The organism is Gordonia sp. SID5947 (assembly GCF_009862785.1).
In the GTDB taxonomy this organism is placed as follows: domain Bacteria; phylum Actinomycetota; class Actinomycetes; order Mycobacteriales; family Mycobacteriaceae; genus Gordonia.
On sequence record NZ_WWHU01000001.1, the window covers coordinates 4,014,215 to 4,030,063 of the forward strand.

The 15,849-nt window shown below is 64.1% G+C and carries 12 protein-coding genes and 1 pseudogene; 4 read left to right on the forward strand and 9 right to left on the reverse strand.

The annotated features are described in order from the left end of the window. The first annotated feature begins 93 nt into the window (after positions 1 to 93). Complete coding sequence (locus GTV32_RS18340; RefSeq protein ID WP_161061527.1) at positions 94 to 747, forward strand: GAP family protein; 654 nt, start codon at positions 94 to 96, stop codon at positions 745 to 747. 71 nt (positions 748 to 818) lie between these two features. On the opposite strand, the gene GTV32_RS18345 is transcribed toward GTV32_RS18340, so the two are convergent. The 7 genes from GTV32_RS18345 to GTV32_RS18375 all read right to left on the reverse strand — a co-directional run bounded on the left by GTV32_RS18345 (position 819) and on the right by GTV32_RS18375 (position 11,049). Then, on the reverse strand, positions 819 to 2,717 hold the full coding sequence (locus GTV32_RS18345; RefSeq protein WP_161061528.1) for an alkyl sulfatase dimerization domain-containing protein: 1,899 nt from the start codon (positions 2,715 to 2,717) through the stop codon (positions 819 to 821). 44 nt (positions 2,718 to 2,761) lie between these two features. Beyond that, positions 2,762 to 3,757, reverse strand: a complete 996-nt coding sequence (locus GTV32_RS18350; protein WP_161062618.1) for a TIGR00341 family protein — start codon at positions 3,755 to 3,757, stop codon at positions 2,762 to 2,764. 70 nt (positions 3,758 to 3,827) lie between these two features. Beyond that, on the reverse strand, positions 3,828 to 5,750 hold the full coding sequence (locus tag GTV32_RS18355; protein WP_161061529.1) for a glycosyltransferase family 2 protein: 1,923 nt from the start codon (positions 5,748 to 5,750) through the stop codon (positions 3,828 to 3,830). After that, positions 5,747 to 7,657: a hypothetical protein gene (locus tag GTV32_RS18360; protein WP_161061530.1), complete on the reverse strand. Its 1,911-nt coding sequence runs from the start codon at positions 7,655 to 7,657 to the stop codon at positions 5,747 to 5,749. Before GTV32_RS18360 ends, GTV32_RS18355 begins: the two co-directional genes overlap by 4 nt. Then, on the reverse strand, positions 7,654 to 8,850 hold the full coding sequence (locus GTV32_RS18365) for an NAD-dependent epimerase/dehydratase family protein (protein ID WP_161061531.1): 1,197 nt from the start codon (positions 8,848 to 8,850) through the stop codon (positions 7,654 to 7,656). Before GTV32_RS18365 ends, GTV32_RS18360 begins: the two co-directional genes overlap by 4 nt. A 204-nt stretch (positions 8,851 to 9,054) precedes the next feature. Next, positions 9,055 to 10,005 carry a hypothetical protein gene (locus GTV32_RS18370; RefSeq protein ID WP_161061532.1) on the reverse strand — a complete coding sequence of 317 codons (951 nt, stop codon included), beginning with the start codon at positions 10,003 to 10,005 and terminating at the stop codon, positions 9,055 to 9,057. Between the two features lie 81 nt (positions 10,006 to 10,086). Beyond that, positions 10,087 to 11,049 carry a hypothetical protein gene (locus GTV32_RS18375; RefSeq protein ID WP_161061533.1) on the reverse strand — a complete coding sequence of 321 codons (963 nt, stop codon included), beginning with the start codon at positions 11,047 to 11,049 and terminating at the stop codon, positions 10,087 to 10,089. 505 nt (positions 11,050 to 11,554) lie between these two features. On the opposite strand from GTV32_RS18375, the gene GTV32_RS23635 reads away from it, so the two are divergent. After that, positions 11,555 to 11,992 (forward strand): hypothetical protein, encoded by a 438-nt coding sequence (locus tag GTV32_RS23635; RefSeq protein WP_237421583.1) that lies wholly within the window; start codon positions 11,555 to 11,557, stop codon positions 11,990 to 11,992. Positions 11,993 to 12,035: 43 nt separating this feature from the next. Here the strand turns inward: GTV32_RS23635 and GTV32_RS18385 are convergent, their stop codons facing one another. Then, on the reverse strand, positions 12,036 to 12,665 hold the full coding sequence (locus tag GTV32_RS18385; RefSeq protein ID WP_237421584.1) for a hypothetical protein: 630 nt from the start codon (positions 12,663 to 12,665) through the stop codon (positions 12,036 to 12,038). Positions 12,666 to 12,918: 253 nt separating this feature from the next. Here GTV32_RS18385 and GTV32_RS18390 point away from each other — a divergent pair, with 253 nt between their 5' ends. Further along, complete coding sequence (locus GTV32_RS18390) at positions 12,919 to 13,509, forward strand: hypothetical protein (RefSeq protein WP_161061534.1); 591 nt, start codon at positions 12,919 to 12,921, stop codon at positions 13,507 to 13,509. Between the two features lie 7 nt (positions 13,510 to 13,516). Here GTV32_RS18390 and GTV32_RS18395 read toward each other — a convergent pair. Next, positions 13,517 to 14,041, reverse strand: a pseudogene (locus tag GTV32_RS18395) (polynucleotide kinase-phosphatase); the annotation flags it as partial. 470 nt (positions 14,042 to 14,511) lie between these two features. On the opposite strand from GTV32_RS18395, the gene GTV32_RS18400 reads away from it, so the two are divergent. Further along, the gene (locus GTV32_RS18400) at positions 14,512 to 15,774 is read left to right on the forward strand and encodes an ABC transporter substrate-binding protein (protein ID WP_161061535.1); all 1,263 of its coding nucleotides are present in this window, start codon (positions 14,512 to 14,514) and stop codon (positions 15,772 to 15,774) included. The last annotated feature ends 75 nt before the right edge of the window (positions 15,775 to 15,849 follow it).

Sequence of the window (15,849 nt, forward strand, 5' to 3'; positions counted from 1 at the left end):
GAATTTCACAGTGTGCGAGTTCGACGCGCACGATGCTCACGGTTGTGGGATACGGTCACCAGGACGACTGTCATGTGAGGCCGAGGAGGTTCTGTGGGATCGGTACTGGGTGATCTTTTGCCGCTTGCGGTCGGTGTGGCGATCTCGCCCATTCCGATCATCGGCGCGATCCTGATGCTGCTCGGTAAGCATGCCCGCACCACGAGCATCGGGTTCGCGATCGGCTGGCTCGGCGGAATCGTCATCGCCACCACGATTTTCGTGCTCGTGGGCGGTGCATTCGGTGATTCCGATTCCACGGTGGGGGCATGGATCAAGCTCGTCCTCGGTGTGTTGTTGCTCGCGGAGGGAATCCGGGAATGGCGTGCGCGCGGTGGCGAACATTCGACGCCGAAATGGATGGCGGCGATCGACGAGATGAAACCCCTGACCGCCCTGGGACTCGGGTTCGCTCTCGCGGCAATCAATCCGAAGAACCTGATGATGTGTATCGCGGCGGGTGTGACCATCGGTGCTGCCGCTCTCTCCGCCGGATCGAATATCGTTCTGGTGATCGTGTTCGCGCTGCTCGCGGCGACCACCGTGGTGATCCCCGTCGTCGCCTATCAGATTGCTGCGCAACGGTTGCGCGATCCGCTGGACCGCCTCAAGGTCTGGCTCGAGGCCAACAACAAGACAGTGATGGCCACGTTGATCCTGGTGATCGGGATCGTGTTGATCGGCAAGGGTATTTCGGGACTCGCGTAGCGCGCGATCGCATTCGACAACACGGGCACGCCCCCGCGGCAGGGGCGTGCCCGTGTGCTGTCCGCTGCCGATCAGGGTGTCACGATGGCGAAATCCGGGTCGGGTTCGTCGAGGTGGCCGGCGAGCTCGGTGAATCGTGCGGCATCGCCTTCGACGGAGATCGATCCGTCGGAGATGGCACCGTCGAGGTTCACCCCGCCGAGCAGCACGCCCAGCAGCGCTGCCTTCGTCAGAGTGAAGGTGGCCTCGGCCGCTCCGGCGGCTTCTTCGGGAACATCGAAATGGACGAGGACACCATTGCGAAGTTCGGTGCGATGACGGATGCCTTCGTCACTGATGATCCAGTCGAGGGTGATGTGCGCATCCCAGCTCGCCGGACCGTCGACACGCAACGAGATCGCGTCGAACAGTTGCTCGACCGTCATCGCGCCGACGATGTCGGGCGCGGCGGTTGTCGTCGGAGTTCCCACCGCCCCGTTTCTCAATTCGTAGGCGCCCATCAGGAAGAAGTTGCGCCACGTGCCGTTCTCCGAACCGTAGCCCAGCTGTTCCAGGGTGTCGGCCTGGAGTTCTCGTGCCGCCGCGTGATCCGGCTCGGTGAACAATACGTAATTGAGCGCGGTTGCCGTAAAGCGGAAATCGCCGTCGGCGAAGGTCTTGCGGGCTTTGTCGACGACGGCGTCCACACCACCCATGAATTCGACGTGCCGTTTGGCCGACTCCACCGGCGGGTGTTCCCACAGGTGCGCCGGATTGCCGTCGAACCATCCCATGTATCGCTGGTAGATGGCTTTGACGTTGTGGCTGACCGAGCCGTAGTAGCCGTGGGTGTGCCAGGCGTTCTCCAGCGCCGGGGGCAACTGGATGTCCTCGGCGATCTCCAGTCCCGTCCGGCCCTGATTGAGCGCACGCAATGTCTGGTCGTGCAGATATCCATACAGATCACGTTGCTGAGCAAGGAACTCTGTGAGTTCCTTGGTGCCCCACGTCGGCCAGTGATGCGAGGCGAACAGGACATCGGAGCGTCCCGCGAACATGGTGATGGCCTCGGTCAGATACTTCGACCAGACATGCGGATCGCGCACCAGAGCGCCACGAAGGGTCAACAGATTGTGCAGTGTGTGGGTGGCGTTCTCGGCCATGCACAGGGCGCGCATCTGCGGGAAGTAGAAGTTCATCTCCGCGGGGGCCTCGGTCCCCGGCGTCATCTGGAACTCGATCGTCACGCCGTCGATCGTCTCGGTGTGGCCGGTCTCGGAGATGTCGATCGTCGGCAGGATCAGCCCCGCGTGGCCGGTTGACGTGGACTGGCCTAGCCCTGCGCCCACCGCGCCCTGCGGGCCGCGGGGCAGTGCCGCACCGTACATGTATGCCGCGCGCCGACCCATCGCCGTTCCGGCGTAGACGTTCTCGGCCACAGCGTGTTCCACCATCCCGGCCGGAGCGACGATCGCGCACTCCCCGGCGTCGACGGCTTCCTGCGTGGTCACACCTTTGACGCCACCGAAGTGGTCGATGTGCGAGTGGGTGTAGATGACCGCCTTGACCGGACGGTCGCCGCGCTGGTCGCGGTAGAGCTTCAGTCCGGCTGCTGCCGTCTCGGCGGAGATCAGCGGGTCGATGATGATGACGCCGGTGTCGCCCTCGATCACCGTCATGTTGGACAGATCCAGTCCGCGCAGCTGATAGACGCGCTCGGTCACCTCGAACAGACCGTGGCGCGCCACCAATTCGGACTGGCGCCACAGACTTGGGTTGGCCGTCGGAGGGCAACTCTCGGTGAGGAATCCGAACTCACCGCAGTCCCACACCGGGTTTCCGTCGGCACCGGTGATGACCGCTGATTCCAAGGTGGCGATCAACCCGCGCGAAGCATTCTCGAGGTCGATCGTGTTGTCGAACGGAAGAGTGGACCGAGCCGCGGAATTCGCGTCCGCAACGGTCGGAGTCGCCTCTTGTGGGCTCCCCATGAAAAATCACCTCTGTGTCTCGTCGTTGATTTGGCAGGTGGTGGTCACTGCGCAGCCTGTCGACCGCCGACGGTGTGTACGACCACCACTTCAGGGTCCCACGGAACGAGCTCGTCGACAGTGTGTTGGAGATCGTCGACCGGAGGCAGGTCTTGCGGGGCCAGCACACTCACGGTCACCGTGCTGCCGCTCCAGGTCACCCCGGTGACCTCGGCGGTCTGGGCGCCGCCCGCCTTCAGCCACGCCTGGGCCGCGGTCGAGACCTGTCGTGACCACAGTGATGAGAGCGAGTTGACCACCATCGGGATGGCCACCACGACGAGGGCGGCGGCCAGGACGATGTAGGCGCGCGCGTGGCGGCTGGTGGAGGCCGTTTCACCATCGGACTCTGCAGCGGCCTCGCGGCCGTAACTGCCGATGGTCAGCACGATCACGCTGGTGATGATCATCGCGATCACGTTGGAGGCGAACAACACGAAAGCGCCGAGGGCCAGTGCAGGGGAGCCGGAGCCCAGGCAGACCCCGACCACACCGAGCGGCGGCACCAGCGAGATGGCGATCGCGACACCGGGGAGCACGTCACCGACGTCGCGGCGGGTGATGGCGATGGCGCCGACCAGGCCGGTCGCCAGCGCGGCGAGCAGGTCCACCAAGGTCGGCGAGGTCCGGCCGAGAACCTGGGAGTTCGCCAGCACGTTTGTCGGGTTCGGCAACAGCTGGGACAGCACCACTCCGAGGAGCGTGACGAGCACGACGCCTGCGAGCACGTAGCCGACGCTGGCCAGGATCAATTTACCGCGGGCGGTGACGATCCCGAGACCGATGCCGAGGATCGGGGTGGACAGCGGCGCAACGATCATCGCGCCGATCACCGTGGCCGTACTGTCGGCGACCACACCGGACACCGCGATGATCCCCGACAGGGTCAGCATGATCCAGAACGCCGATTGTTTTGACTTGCGCTCACCCGCCGACAGGTCGAGACGGTCGACGAGTTCGTCAAGGGTGCGCCGCTGCGAATCGGGGATCAGACTGAGCACGACGACGGCGCCCCTTTCGGACACGAGGGTTCAGAAGGGGAAATCTAGCACCGTGACGTCGATTCCGTCGTCATCCCGGCTGGGTGATGTCCGGTGGGACGAGTGGGTCCGGGTCGGGTTCGTGCACCTTGTGTTCGCGCAGTTCACGCCGTCGGGTGAGCATGTCGTGACCAGACCACAGATGGCGGGGTAGGTGGGGATGCATCGGGGGATAGATGAGACTCAACGCCGACGACAAGGTGAAATAGCTACGCAAGACCCGGAATCCCAGATACAACGGGATGAATCTCACCGCGCTCGCCCGCCAGATGAGTGTCACGACGACCGTCATGATCATCGACATCCCGAGCAGTGTCGCGACGATCGGCTGCCAACGCATCGTGACGAAAGTGGCATGAAAGACAAACCCCGTCAGGGCTGCGTATATCAGCAATGGCAGGAGCATCGCGCGGCGTGCCGCGTTCACCAAGTTGAACGGCAGCACAAAGGTTCCCACCATCGTCCGCCGATCGAACAGGATGGCGCGGTTACGGGCGGCAAGGTGATAGATGCTGCGGAACCATCGTGTCCGCTGCTCCCGTAGGTGGGCATATGACGCGGGAGTCTCACTGTAATAGACCGCGTGCGGGTCGGCGATGCTGTGATATCCGGCAGCGGTGAGCCGCATACAGATATCGGTGTCCTCGCCGTTCATGCCCTGGACCATCCCGCCGACCTCCAGCAGCTGGCTGCGGCGATAGACGGCGAACATGCCGGGGATGCCCATGACCGCGTTGTAGCCGTCCAGCGAGACCTGGAAGAACCCGTGACGCATGTAGACCTCGATCAGGCGACACTTGTCGATCCAGGTCTTCTCTTCGAGTGGGAGCGGAAGCCCGCCGACACATCCCACATCGGGATTGGCGAAATGACGCATCGCCGAATCGAGGCACCCGGGCCCTATCACGGTGTCGGCGTCGATCCGGACGATGAACTCCTCGGAGATGTGCTCGACGCCCATGTTCAGAGCGATCGCTTTGCCGGGCGTCGGGCATTCGAGGACTTCGCCGGTGATGAACTCGCAGTTGCGAATCGTCTCCAGCGCGACCTCATGTGTCTCATCCGAGGACGCATTGTTCACCACGTACAGGTGGACTCCACCCGGATAGCTCTCGGCCGCACCGTCCACGGCGTCGATGGTGGCCGCGATGCTGTGCGCCTCGTTGTGCGCAGGGACGAGAATGGCCACCCGCGGCGCGAAATCATGGCTGCGGGACGCCTTCAGTGCACGTAACCCGAACAGTGCGGTCGACACCGCGAGTATCTGCTGCATCAGGAAGACGCCGGCCCCGATCCCACCGAGGATCGCCCAATCCTTGAGTACGGCGACGACGTCGTACAGGACGTGAATCGCGACGAATGCCCCCGCGATGGACAGCAGCAGGCATCCCAGCCAGATCAGAAACGGCTTCATCGGCAATTCCTGCAGCACGGATGGCATCGGTCCCTGGGGCGGCAACTGCGCCTGGCGCATGATGGTGTGCGGGAGAATTGCCAATGCGGCGAGACCGGAGATCATCTGCACGCCGAACACCGAGATCGACACGATGCCTGTGTGGTGGAGGAACCACGCGGTGAGGTCGACGACGAGGCAGAACGCCAGGAACTTTCCCAACAGCGAGATGCCGATGAACAACCGGCGCCAGATGTTCGAATAGGCGAATGCCGCGTACGAGATGAAGAAGATGATCAGAAACATCCGAAGGGGAAAGACGACATCGCCGTGCAGTTTGGCGAACAGCACCGGATCCCTGGGCACATCGACGAACACCACATTCGCCAGAAATGTTCGCGCGCAGAGAAACACGATCGACAGACCGACGAGCGTGATGAGGAATCCGTTGGTGCCACTCGACGGCCGGTCCACCGCGTAGTCGGCAGGTGCGCTGTCGACCGATCGGAAATGATCGGCGATCGCCTCGGCCTCCGGGGGTGGTGGGGCGACGTCGGTCATCTCGGCAGGTCTTCGCGGACAGGTGTGGTCGGTTCGATGCTGCCGTCGGCGTTGATGCCGAAGCTGCTCTGGCTCGTCACGACCTGCGCCGTCTCACGCCCGAAATCGGGAAGCCCGGTGGTGCCGATGCTGCCCTGGTACTGGATGAGCAGGCCGGGGCTGCGGCCGGCGCCGGTCACCGTCTCCACCAGCAACCCGTCGTCGAAGGCCGGGATGTCGAGGGCCGAGCCATCCGGTCCGCCGACGATGCGGCCGTTCTCCAGTCGCACAGCGGGTTTCACCTGTGGACTCGACCCGACCAGGACGAACGGCCTACCCGCCTCGGGCTGGGTGTTCCAGCGGAAGTCCGGATTCATCTGTGCCGGGACGAATTCGGTCAATGTCGGGACGATCGCGTTGAGCTGCTCGACCGCGTCTGCACCGGCGTCCGGCACGTAGATGTCGAATCCGGGCGCGAGTCCGCGTGGCAGAGCCGTGAATCCGGCTCCGGGATCGGCGCCGAGGGTGAGCGCCGAACCGGATCGGATCTGGATCGGGTAGCTGCTCACCCGGACATCACACCCACCGAGGTCGCGATCGCGGTCAACAGTCAGGGTCAGGACGTTCTGCAACAGCTCGTTCTGCGGCGGCAGGGGGATCGTGACGTCGCCGGCGGTGTCGTTCAGTACGCGACTGCCGACGAGGGTCCCGTTGAGATCGACGCTGAGGATCCATCGAAGATCCGGCGGTGACGCGGGAAGCTGCATCTGCACACGCAGCGCCTGCGGCAGTCGACCGCCGGGACTGTCGGCGAGCGAGTAGCCGACCCGCCACTTCCGCGATTCGGTGATCTGACCGACCGACATGTCGGCGCCGAGTGATTCCAGTGCTACCTGATCTCCGGCAGGCCCAGTGGTGGTCACCGATATCGGGTCGCTCCCGGGGGCGTCGGCAGTCGTCACCGTTGGCTGGGTGAGGTATGTCGAGATCAGACTCCCGTCGGGGGAGGTCACCCCAAGCACAGGCGTGCCGCCGACCTTGCCGACCACGGCACCTGCGGCAGTGCCGTCGGGCTGCGACCAGCCGGAGCCGTCGGCGAGGGTGCCCGCCGGGCCCACGAGGATCGCGTCACGTACGTCCGTGTCCGGGACGGTCGGGCTGAACCGCACCTGATGGCCGGCTCTGGTGAGTGCCATCCCCATCTGCGCTGCGGCCGTCCGCCACTGATCGCCCTGATCGGCGAGCACCACGGTCAGATCACGATCCCACGACACCACCGCATCGCGCACCGTGTGCACCGGCTCGGTGAGTGCCGCCTCGAGCACGGTCTGCGGATCGAGATGGATCTGCATGCCGGCCGAGTGATCCGTCGTACAGGTGTCGTCGTGCCGTGTGCCGTCGGCCTTGATGCTCACGCGGACCTGTCCGTCGTCGGCGATCTGTTCCGGCACGTCGATGAACGCGTCGACCTCGTTGTCGCCGGACGCGAGTTGCTCGTTGTAGACCTGCTGCCCGTCCATGCTCACGCTCAGGAACACGGTGCTTTGCTCGGGTACCTGCGTGGAGCCGCTCATGTGTAGCCGCGTCTTGGTGCGGGCCGAATCGGCCGGCAGGGTCACCAGATAACTCGTCGACGGCGAGTCGTCGGTGAGCCACACACCGTCGGCGTGACCGGAACCGGCCAGCGTCTTGGTGAAATGACGCTCCGGCGGTACATGGAGACTGGTGTCGTTCGGGTCGTCGGTGAACCACGACGGCCGCGCGATCACGAAGACCAGCAGCGCCACCAGCGCGATGCCCAGCACCCACCAGGCTCCGCGGGGGACGGATCGTCCGCGCTCCCCGGTGAAGTATTCCTTCTTCGTATTCTGTTCGTCGCCAGCAGGTTTCGGATCGGGTGTGGTGTTCTCGGGAGTCTCGTCGCTCACCGGTCATGCTCCTGGGCGGCGTTGCGGCGGTCCTCGGTCCAGTAGGATGTACACGGAATGTGGTTCCGATCAACACGTTCCGCGTACTTGCGGGCGATCTCGATCTCCGCAGACAGGAGTTCGGAGTCGAGGCGGATCGGATCGAGACCGAGGCCGAGTAGCAGGTCGTTCCGGGCTGCCAACTGATTCTCATCTGCCTCTTTGCGGGGGTTGGAGACCGTTGCGACCTCGCATCCGGCCAGCGCGGCGACCAACTCTGCGAGGTCGGCTACCCGGTGGGTCTCCGTCATCTGGTTCATCACGCGGACCTGGCCGTTCACCTCCGATCCCGACTCGACCGCGAGACGGATACACCGGATCGAGTCCCGGATGTTGATGAACGCCCGTGTCTGCCCTCCGGTGCCGTGGACTGTCAGCGGATGGCCCACCGCGGCCTCCACCAAGAAGCGGTTGAGGACTGTGCCGAAATCGCCGTCGTAGTCGAATCGGTTGATGAGCCGGGGATCCCGTGCGGTCTCGTCGGTCTGGGTACCCCAGACGATGCCCTGATGGAGATCGGTGATGCGGATCCCGTCGTTGCGCGCGTAGAACTGGAACAGCAACTGGTCCAGCGACTTCGTGAGGTGGTAGACGCTGCCGGGTTGGGTGGGGTACAAGATGTCCCGGCTGCGCATCTCGCCGTTGCGGTCCGGGTAACTGACCGTCAGATAACCCTCCGGGAGGTCAACCGGCACGGTCTCGTAACCGTAGACACCCATGGTGCCGAGATGCACCACATGGACGTCCAGTCCGGTCTCGACGATCGCGGCGAGGAGATTGTGCGTGCCGTTGAGGTTGTTGTCGACCGTGTAGCGCTTGTGTGCCGGTGACTTCATCGAGTACGGCGCTGCACGCTGTTCGGCGAAATGGACGACGGTGTCGGGCCGTGTGGTCCGCAGGAGCTCGGCCAGGGGGTCGTAGTCCCGGGCGAGGTCCAGTTCGACGATCTCGATCCGCTCGCCCGACACCTCATGCCATGCGGTCATCCGTTCGGCAGGCGAGTGGATGGGGGTGAGTGAGTGCACCCCGAGTTCGTCGTCGATCTTCCGACGGACGAGGCTGTCGACGATGGTGACGTCATGGCCGCTCGCGGCCAGGTGCAGCGCACTGGGCCATCCACAGAAACCGTCGCCGCCCAGGACCAGAATTCGCATTCGCCAGTTCCCTTCCGCACCCGTCAGCCGCTGCGATGTCCACAGCGTGTGCCGGTACAGGGAATGCGGACATCGATCAGACAACGGCCACGTCGACCAAGAATAGGACGTTCGTGTCGTGAGCGTCTGAACTCGGCGTCGATTCCCTGCAATTGTTTGTGTCGGCCGACCGCTTCGCCCAACTGTTCCGCAGATCGGGCGCTCTCATGGGGTCGGCGACGTCGAGATCTTCTTCAGGAATTCGACGGCCACTCGGTATCGGGGCTCGCCGCAGTCGGGACACTCCTCGCCACCACCCGGGACGTTGAGCCAGTATCCGGTGGCACCTGCGGCTTTCGCGGCGTCGTGCACGGCGACCATGTCGTCGGCGGTCACCTGCCGGCCGTTGGGATTTGTGCTCACCCCGGCCAGGACCGGTGCGCCGGCGGGATTTGCGGCGTTGGCGGCGTGCACAGCCGCTGTGACGAAAGAGGTCGCATGTCGGGTGGCTTCGGTGCGCTGCGATTGGATTTCGAATCCGTCGGCGATGCCGGCGCCGGGCGTGACCAACTGATCGATGAATGCTTGGTAGAGCGCGTCGTCGGACAATCCGGGTTCGAGTACGTTCATCAGGTTGATGGCGGGTGCGAAGATCACGCTCTTGCCGTGACGGTGGGCCGCGTCTTGAGCCCGATTCAGGGCGCCGATCGGGTCACGCTGATCGCGTTCCGGCGTGAACGACCACGCCTCGAGGTCCAGTAGGAGCCAGTGCACGGAATCTGGGACTTCGTCCGCGCTCAGCGCGTCGGATAGGGCGGCAGCGCTTCGAAAGCGGAAAGCCGGGGCACCTTCGGGCAGGTGGCTGTTGGTGTAGACGTGTTGGACCAGAAGAAGTGTCGACGGATTGTTGGCGTCGTCGAGGATGGACTGGGGTAGCCCTGCTTCGACCAGGCCGGCGACCGATCCGGAGACGATCATCCGGTGTGGCACTGGCGCCGGTGGTGGCGATGGCGGGGCGGCGCCGGTGCAGGCCGTGGTCAGCGCAGCCGTCACCACGAGTGCTGCCATGATCAGACGTCGTTTGCCCTGCAGCAGGGTTGTTTTCGCTGTGGTCGACGCCAGAACGTCGGGGTCTGCAGATGTCTCGACGGATGGGCGGCCGGAGTTGCGGAGCATTCGGCCTCCAATCGGTCTGGGGAAACGTCGGGTTGGTGGTCTCGAGCGTTCCGCGGAACGCGGCGGCGCCTGCAACGAACATCAACTGCCGAACGGTCCACTCGTGGGAATCACCGGGCCGGTAGGGATCAGACCGGTCGGCAAGCCCGTTTCGGTTGGGAAGCCGGTTTCGGTCGGTGGGGTCGGTGTCGAGGTGATCTTCTTCAAGAACTCGACGGCGACCTCGTACTGGGGTTCTCCGCAGTTGGGGCACTCGTCGCCGCCGCCGGGGATGTTGAGCCAATATCCGGTCGCGCCGGCAGCCTTCGCGGCGTTGTACACCTCGAGCATGTCGTCGGCGGTGACCTGCCGACCGTTCGGGTTGGTGCTCACCCCGGCCAGCACCGGTGCGCCGGCGGGATTGGCGGCGTAGGCGGCTTGGACCGCGGCCTTGACGAAGGACGTCGCGTACTCGGTCGCCTCCGTGCGCTGCGATTGGATCTCGAAGCCGTCCGCGATCGCCGCGCCAGGAGTGACCAACCGGTCGATGAATGCCCTGTAGAGCGCGTCGCCGGACAACCCCGGTTCGAGCACGTTCATCAGGTCGATGGCGGGCGTGAAGATCACGCTCTTGCCGTAACGATGGGCGACATCTTGGGCACGTCGCAGTGCGCCGATCGGGTCACGTTGATCGCGTTCCGGCGTCAACGACGAGGCTTCCAGATCCAACAGGACCCAGTGCATGGAATCGGGGATCTCGCCGGCCCTCAGTGCGCGCGCGAGGTCGGCCGCGCCACGGAAATTGAAGGTCGGGGTGCCTTCCGGTAGGTAGCTGTTGGTGTATACGTGCTGGACCAGCAGCAGTGTCGACGGATTGTTCGCGTCGTCGAGGATTGACTGGGGTAACCCGGCGTCGACCAGGCCTGGGACCGATCCGGAGACGACGATCCAGCGCGGCGCGGGCACCGCCTGGCGCGATGGGGCGGCGTCTGCACGCGCCCACACCGCCGTAACGGCGGCCGTCAACACCAGCGCAGCCAAGATCAGCCATCGCCTGCCTACCACCTCGAACCCCTAACATTGTCGGGGAAAATTTCGGGTTTCAGATGTTGAAGGTGGGTATTTCGGCAGTGTAGTGAGGTGCGTGGTCAGATATGGGCGGTCGGCGATATCGGCGACGGTCCGACTTGGCCACAGATCCCGATACCACGTGGGAGCCGGTAGGAACTGGTCAGGTTGCCGCCGAATCCGGCGATATCAGACGTGCAGTTCGGCCTCCGCAACGGTGGGGCGGTGCCGGGACGCAGCACGCTCGTGTCACGCTGCCGAGTGATCACTTGCCCTCGTCTGGAGATTTCACCGCATTTTCGGCCTGACCGTTCTCTGAGGTTGCCGAGCAGGCGGTGGACATGGACGCGGCAGCGATCCGATCGATCTCGATGAGGAGCGGTCGCGAGGGGGCTCGACTTTTGCTGCCCGTTGGATCGCCGCTTCGGTGAGCGGTTCAAGGCGCTGGGCTGGCAGGCCATATTTCGTCGACAGCTGCTGCCGGATGGCCTACTCTGCGACGATGCTCGAGCACTACCACGTCAGTTCCGCGCTCAATCGAGCGTCGATCGAGGCGTGCGGCATGGACTGGCGTCGAATGGGTCTCGCGCGTGGCATCGCCGGCAGCATGCAGCCCGAACAGGAGGGCTGCTTCCTCGCGCGAGGGGAACGTGAGTGCCACTGGTTCGTCCGCATGAACAACACTGGTGGCCCTGTCGATGTGTGGCAGGTCAAGGGCGTCGATGACGTGGAGTTGCTCACCTCGCCGGAGGGTTACCTCTTCTATCCGGCCACCATCGATCCCGTCCGGCTCACCCTTGTCCAGACGGACATACCACCGGAGAGCCTGCAGGCGGCAGTGATGTTCAAGAGCCTGTCACCGCAAGAGCCAGCTGTGACGACTCCGCCGACTCACACCGATCGAGCTGTGACCCCGTCACCCAGTCACTGCCTCTGCTGACAGATTCGCCTATGGTCAAACCGGGCCGGTCCCGTTCGGTCTTTCACGCCCAGTAGGGCGGTTCAACCTGGGGGTCATCAGCAACGGTGTCAATCCTCGGGTCGGCGAGGAGTTGCTCGATCGCTTCAATGCTTGCGCCGATGGTTGCGTAGTGGGGATCGACGTCGTTGGCGATGCACCAGGCTCGGTCGGCGGGCCACACGAACGCTGGGTCGGGCATCTCCCCATATCGTCCGGCGTCGCGAAGGGCGCCCCGCGCATTGCACTTCTCCCAGTATTCGATGTCGCTGGTCGTTCCGTGGAACAGGAAGTAGTCGCGGTTGGGGATTTCGACCTTCGGCATTGCCCGGTCCGCTTTGATCGTTGACCAGCCATCCCATACACAGAAATAGCAGGCGTCGGGCGTATCGGTGTGGCCGGCGAGTTCGGCCAGGACGAATCCGATCAGTTCGGCTTCGACCGGGGGAGGTCCGTCATGTCCCTCATTGAAGTCAACCTCGTTGGTGCTCTGGCCGTTGTATGACGGGTCGGGGACAAATCTCAGTCGCGAGTACGCCGGGTACCCCTTCGGTCCGCGCGCCGCGAGGCGAGCCCAGTCATCGCCTTGGCTTTGTTCCACAAGCCATCTGGCCGGGGAGAGATCCGAACACTGCACCAACGTCATCTGCACCATCCTGGACCCGTTGATCCGCCGTGTCATCCGAACGGCTGCAACGATTCTGATTGCCGGTCACAAGCCTCGGCGACGAAATGGCGGCATGGATTGGTGCATCCGATGAGACGCGGCTCGGCGGTGTCCATCACACCCACGTGAGCAATGGTGTGGAGCCGCATGCGCAGCAGATCGCGCCCCCAGGCTCGACGGGACTCGCGGACCCGATATCCCGTCAATTCCAGAGGCGGTTCGAGCGGCATATTGTGGCGACATGCGACGCACCGGCACCAAACGGATCATCCGAGGAACCGCGGTGATGACATTGCTGATCGGTGTGTCCGGTTGCGGGAACAGCGCGTGGCAAGACGCCGCGCCCTCTGCGGGGCAGAGTCACACGCTGATGTCCGTGGAGCGGCCCGCTCACAATCGCTACCCGCTGGTCGAACCGACGTGCACCGGAGCGGTTCCCGGCCCGGCGCAGGTCATTCCGCTGGACTTCGATCCAGTCGCGGCAATGGTGTGTGGGGACCTCGACCGTGGAAATCCTCGTGAGGAACCCGGGCTGCCCTACACCCGGACGTTCTATCGAGGTGATCTCACCGAGGTCGTCCGTGCTTTCACCACCGAAGATCCTCACGCCCGCATCACCGATGATGGCTCGTTGACGCATGACTGTGCTGCCGACGCGCCCAGCGCACGCGCCCACAGTCTTCCCGAGGTGTGGCTGATCGATTCAACTGGACGCGTTCTGCGGCCACGCTATCCCTACGACGGGTGCTCCAACCATCCCCGTGCACGAAGCCTCACAGGCTACTCGTTGCTGACTGGACTCCCCATCACCGAACAAGTCGTGCAACACTGATCAACCTTCACAATCGTGGGTCCACGGGCTCGGATTCCATTGCAAGGACACCGAATACGCATTGATGAACTCGCCACACGGGCTCTGCCGCGACTGCGCGACGGAGTGCCTCGAGACCGAGGGCATACTCACGCAGGGCCATCGAGCGTTTGTGGCCGAGGTTTCGGTCCTTGAGTCGCGCCAGCGTCGATGGGGTGGTGTAGTCCGCGCCGTAGATGATCCGCAAGTACTCGTGACCACGAACCTTGAGTCCCGGTTGCACCAATCCTTTTGGGCCACGGACGAGGTTGTCAAGAGGCTTGACCACCATGCCTTCCCCGCCGACCGCAGTGAGTTCTTCCCACCACTGCACGCCTGCGCCGCGCGACGCTTCATCGGTCGTCTCGACAACGATGCGGCGGGTAGGTCGAAACAATTCGGGGTCCGCGCAAACGAGGCGATCCGCGATACCGAGGTGCCACAGGTGATCTCGTGTCTCGTAGGTCTTTGTGTCGCTCGCCAATATCTGAAAGGGCGCCACCTCGATTCCCGACGTGTTGCTTGTGCAGCAGGAAACCGAAATCGCTCGGCTCCGTCAGCACCGGCGAACGTTCAGCGGAAATCGTCAACAGCATCAACCCAGTTTGACGCAGACACGACGGTCCGCCAGTCCTTTTGTTTCCCTCTCGCGAGAGGTGAGCGATTCTCGGGATCGCCGTCGCACTTCCGTCGGTAGCCGCTTTCGGATGAGGTCAACCTGTTGTCGCAACGCGTCGCAGGTGTCCTTTTCTGGTCGATCGTCCCACCCCGAATTTCAGCCCGTTAGCGATCATAAGCTTTTGGCCTGCAGAAACAGCTTGACACCGCTGTAAGGCACAGGTTAATTTCGCAGTGGCCCAGATCACAATTACCCGGATCGGGTCCACTGACCGCCGCCGGCGGCCCAGTGCAGAAACCCCGCAGACGTCGGCCCTCCCGGGCTGATCTGTCGTGCCCGGGGACTGGTGGGAAAGGCGTGTGGGAATGCGTAGGAGAACAGGGCGGGTCGTCGCGGCTGCCATTGCTGCGGCGTGTGTTTTCTCCGTCGTCTCGTGTAGCAGCGATGACGACAGCTCGGGCGGATCGACATCCGCCGCGGGCGAGAGCGGTGTCAAGGCGGCCGGTGCGCCCATCAAGGTCGGGCTCTTCAACCCGTCCAAGGGGCCGGCCACCCAGGCCGGGGTCACTTCGGGCCGCGACGCCGCGGTCGACTACATCAACAATCAGATCGGCGGGCTCAGCGGTCGTCCGATCGAGGTCGTCGACTGCGGGATCGATCAGACCGCCCCGGAATCGACCATCGCCTGTGCAAATCAGTTCGTCCAAGCCGGTGTTGTCGCGGCGATCGACGCCTACGATTCGGAATCACTTGCCGCGGTGCCGATCCTGACCGCCGCGAAGATTCCTCTGGTCGGCCAGATCCCGTTCAACACCGCAACCGGCGCCAAGGCCGACAACCGCGTGTACTTCGGTCCGCCGCCGGCCGCGTTCCTCGTCGGCTTCATGCAGAGCCTCAAGGCGGCCGGTAAGAAGTCGCTGACACTGGCGAATGCCGATCTGCCGCAGGCGCATCAGGTTTTCGACGGCCTGCTGGCTCCGCTCGGAAAGCAGCTGGGTATCGAGGTCAAGAGCGTCTACTACCCGCCGACCGGACCCAACTTCACCGCCCTGGCAACCACTCTTGCCGAGGGCAATCCGGATGCGGCCGGTCTCATGACCGCACCGAACGACAACACATGCACCAAGCTCTCGCAGTCGCTGCGATCAGTCGGTTACAAGAACACCATGTTCATGGCGGCGTGCACCGAGTTCATCGACACGATGGGCTCCCAAGCGGTCGGCGCGCAGACGTACTCGCCCGGCTGGCAGCCGCCCTCCATCGATTCGGCGCCTGAACCGGCCAAGGCCAATCTGAAGGTCGCCGAGCAGTACGTCGACGCGGCAGGCGGGGCCGGCGGCTTCTACGCCTACGGAACGTTCGCGATCTTCGTCGACTTCGTCAACGGGCTGAATCAGGCCAAGGTCACCGACTTCACCGGCGTCAACGTGCTGAACGGACTCAAGGGGCTCACCGATTTCCAGAGCTTCCTCGGCCCGAAGCTGACATGCGGCAAGCCCACCACCCCGAACTGCACCACCGAGATGCTCCTGTTCGAGGTCACCGGTGACAAGACGACGAAGCCGGTCGGCGGGGGTTACATCACACCGAGTCCCGAGGTGCTCAAGCTCATCCCGGGCGCCGCGTAGGTCCGACGAGGTAGTCCGCGGGCCGGGTGGGCACAGAGCCAGCGCCCACCCGGCCCGCACCACCGTTCACCATTG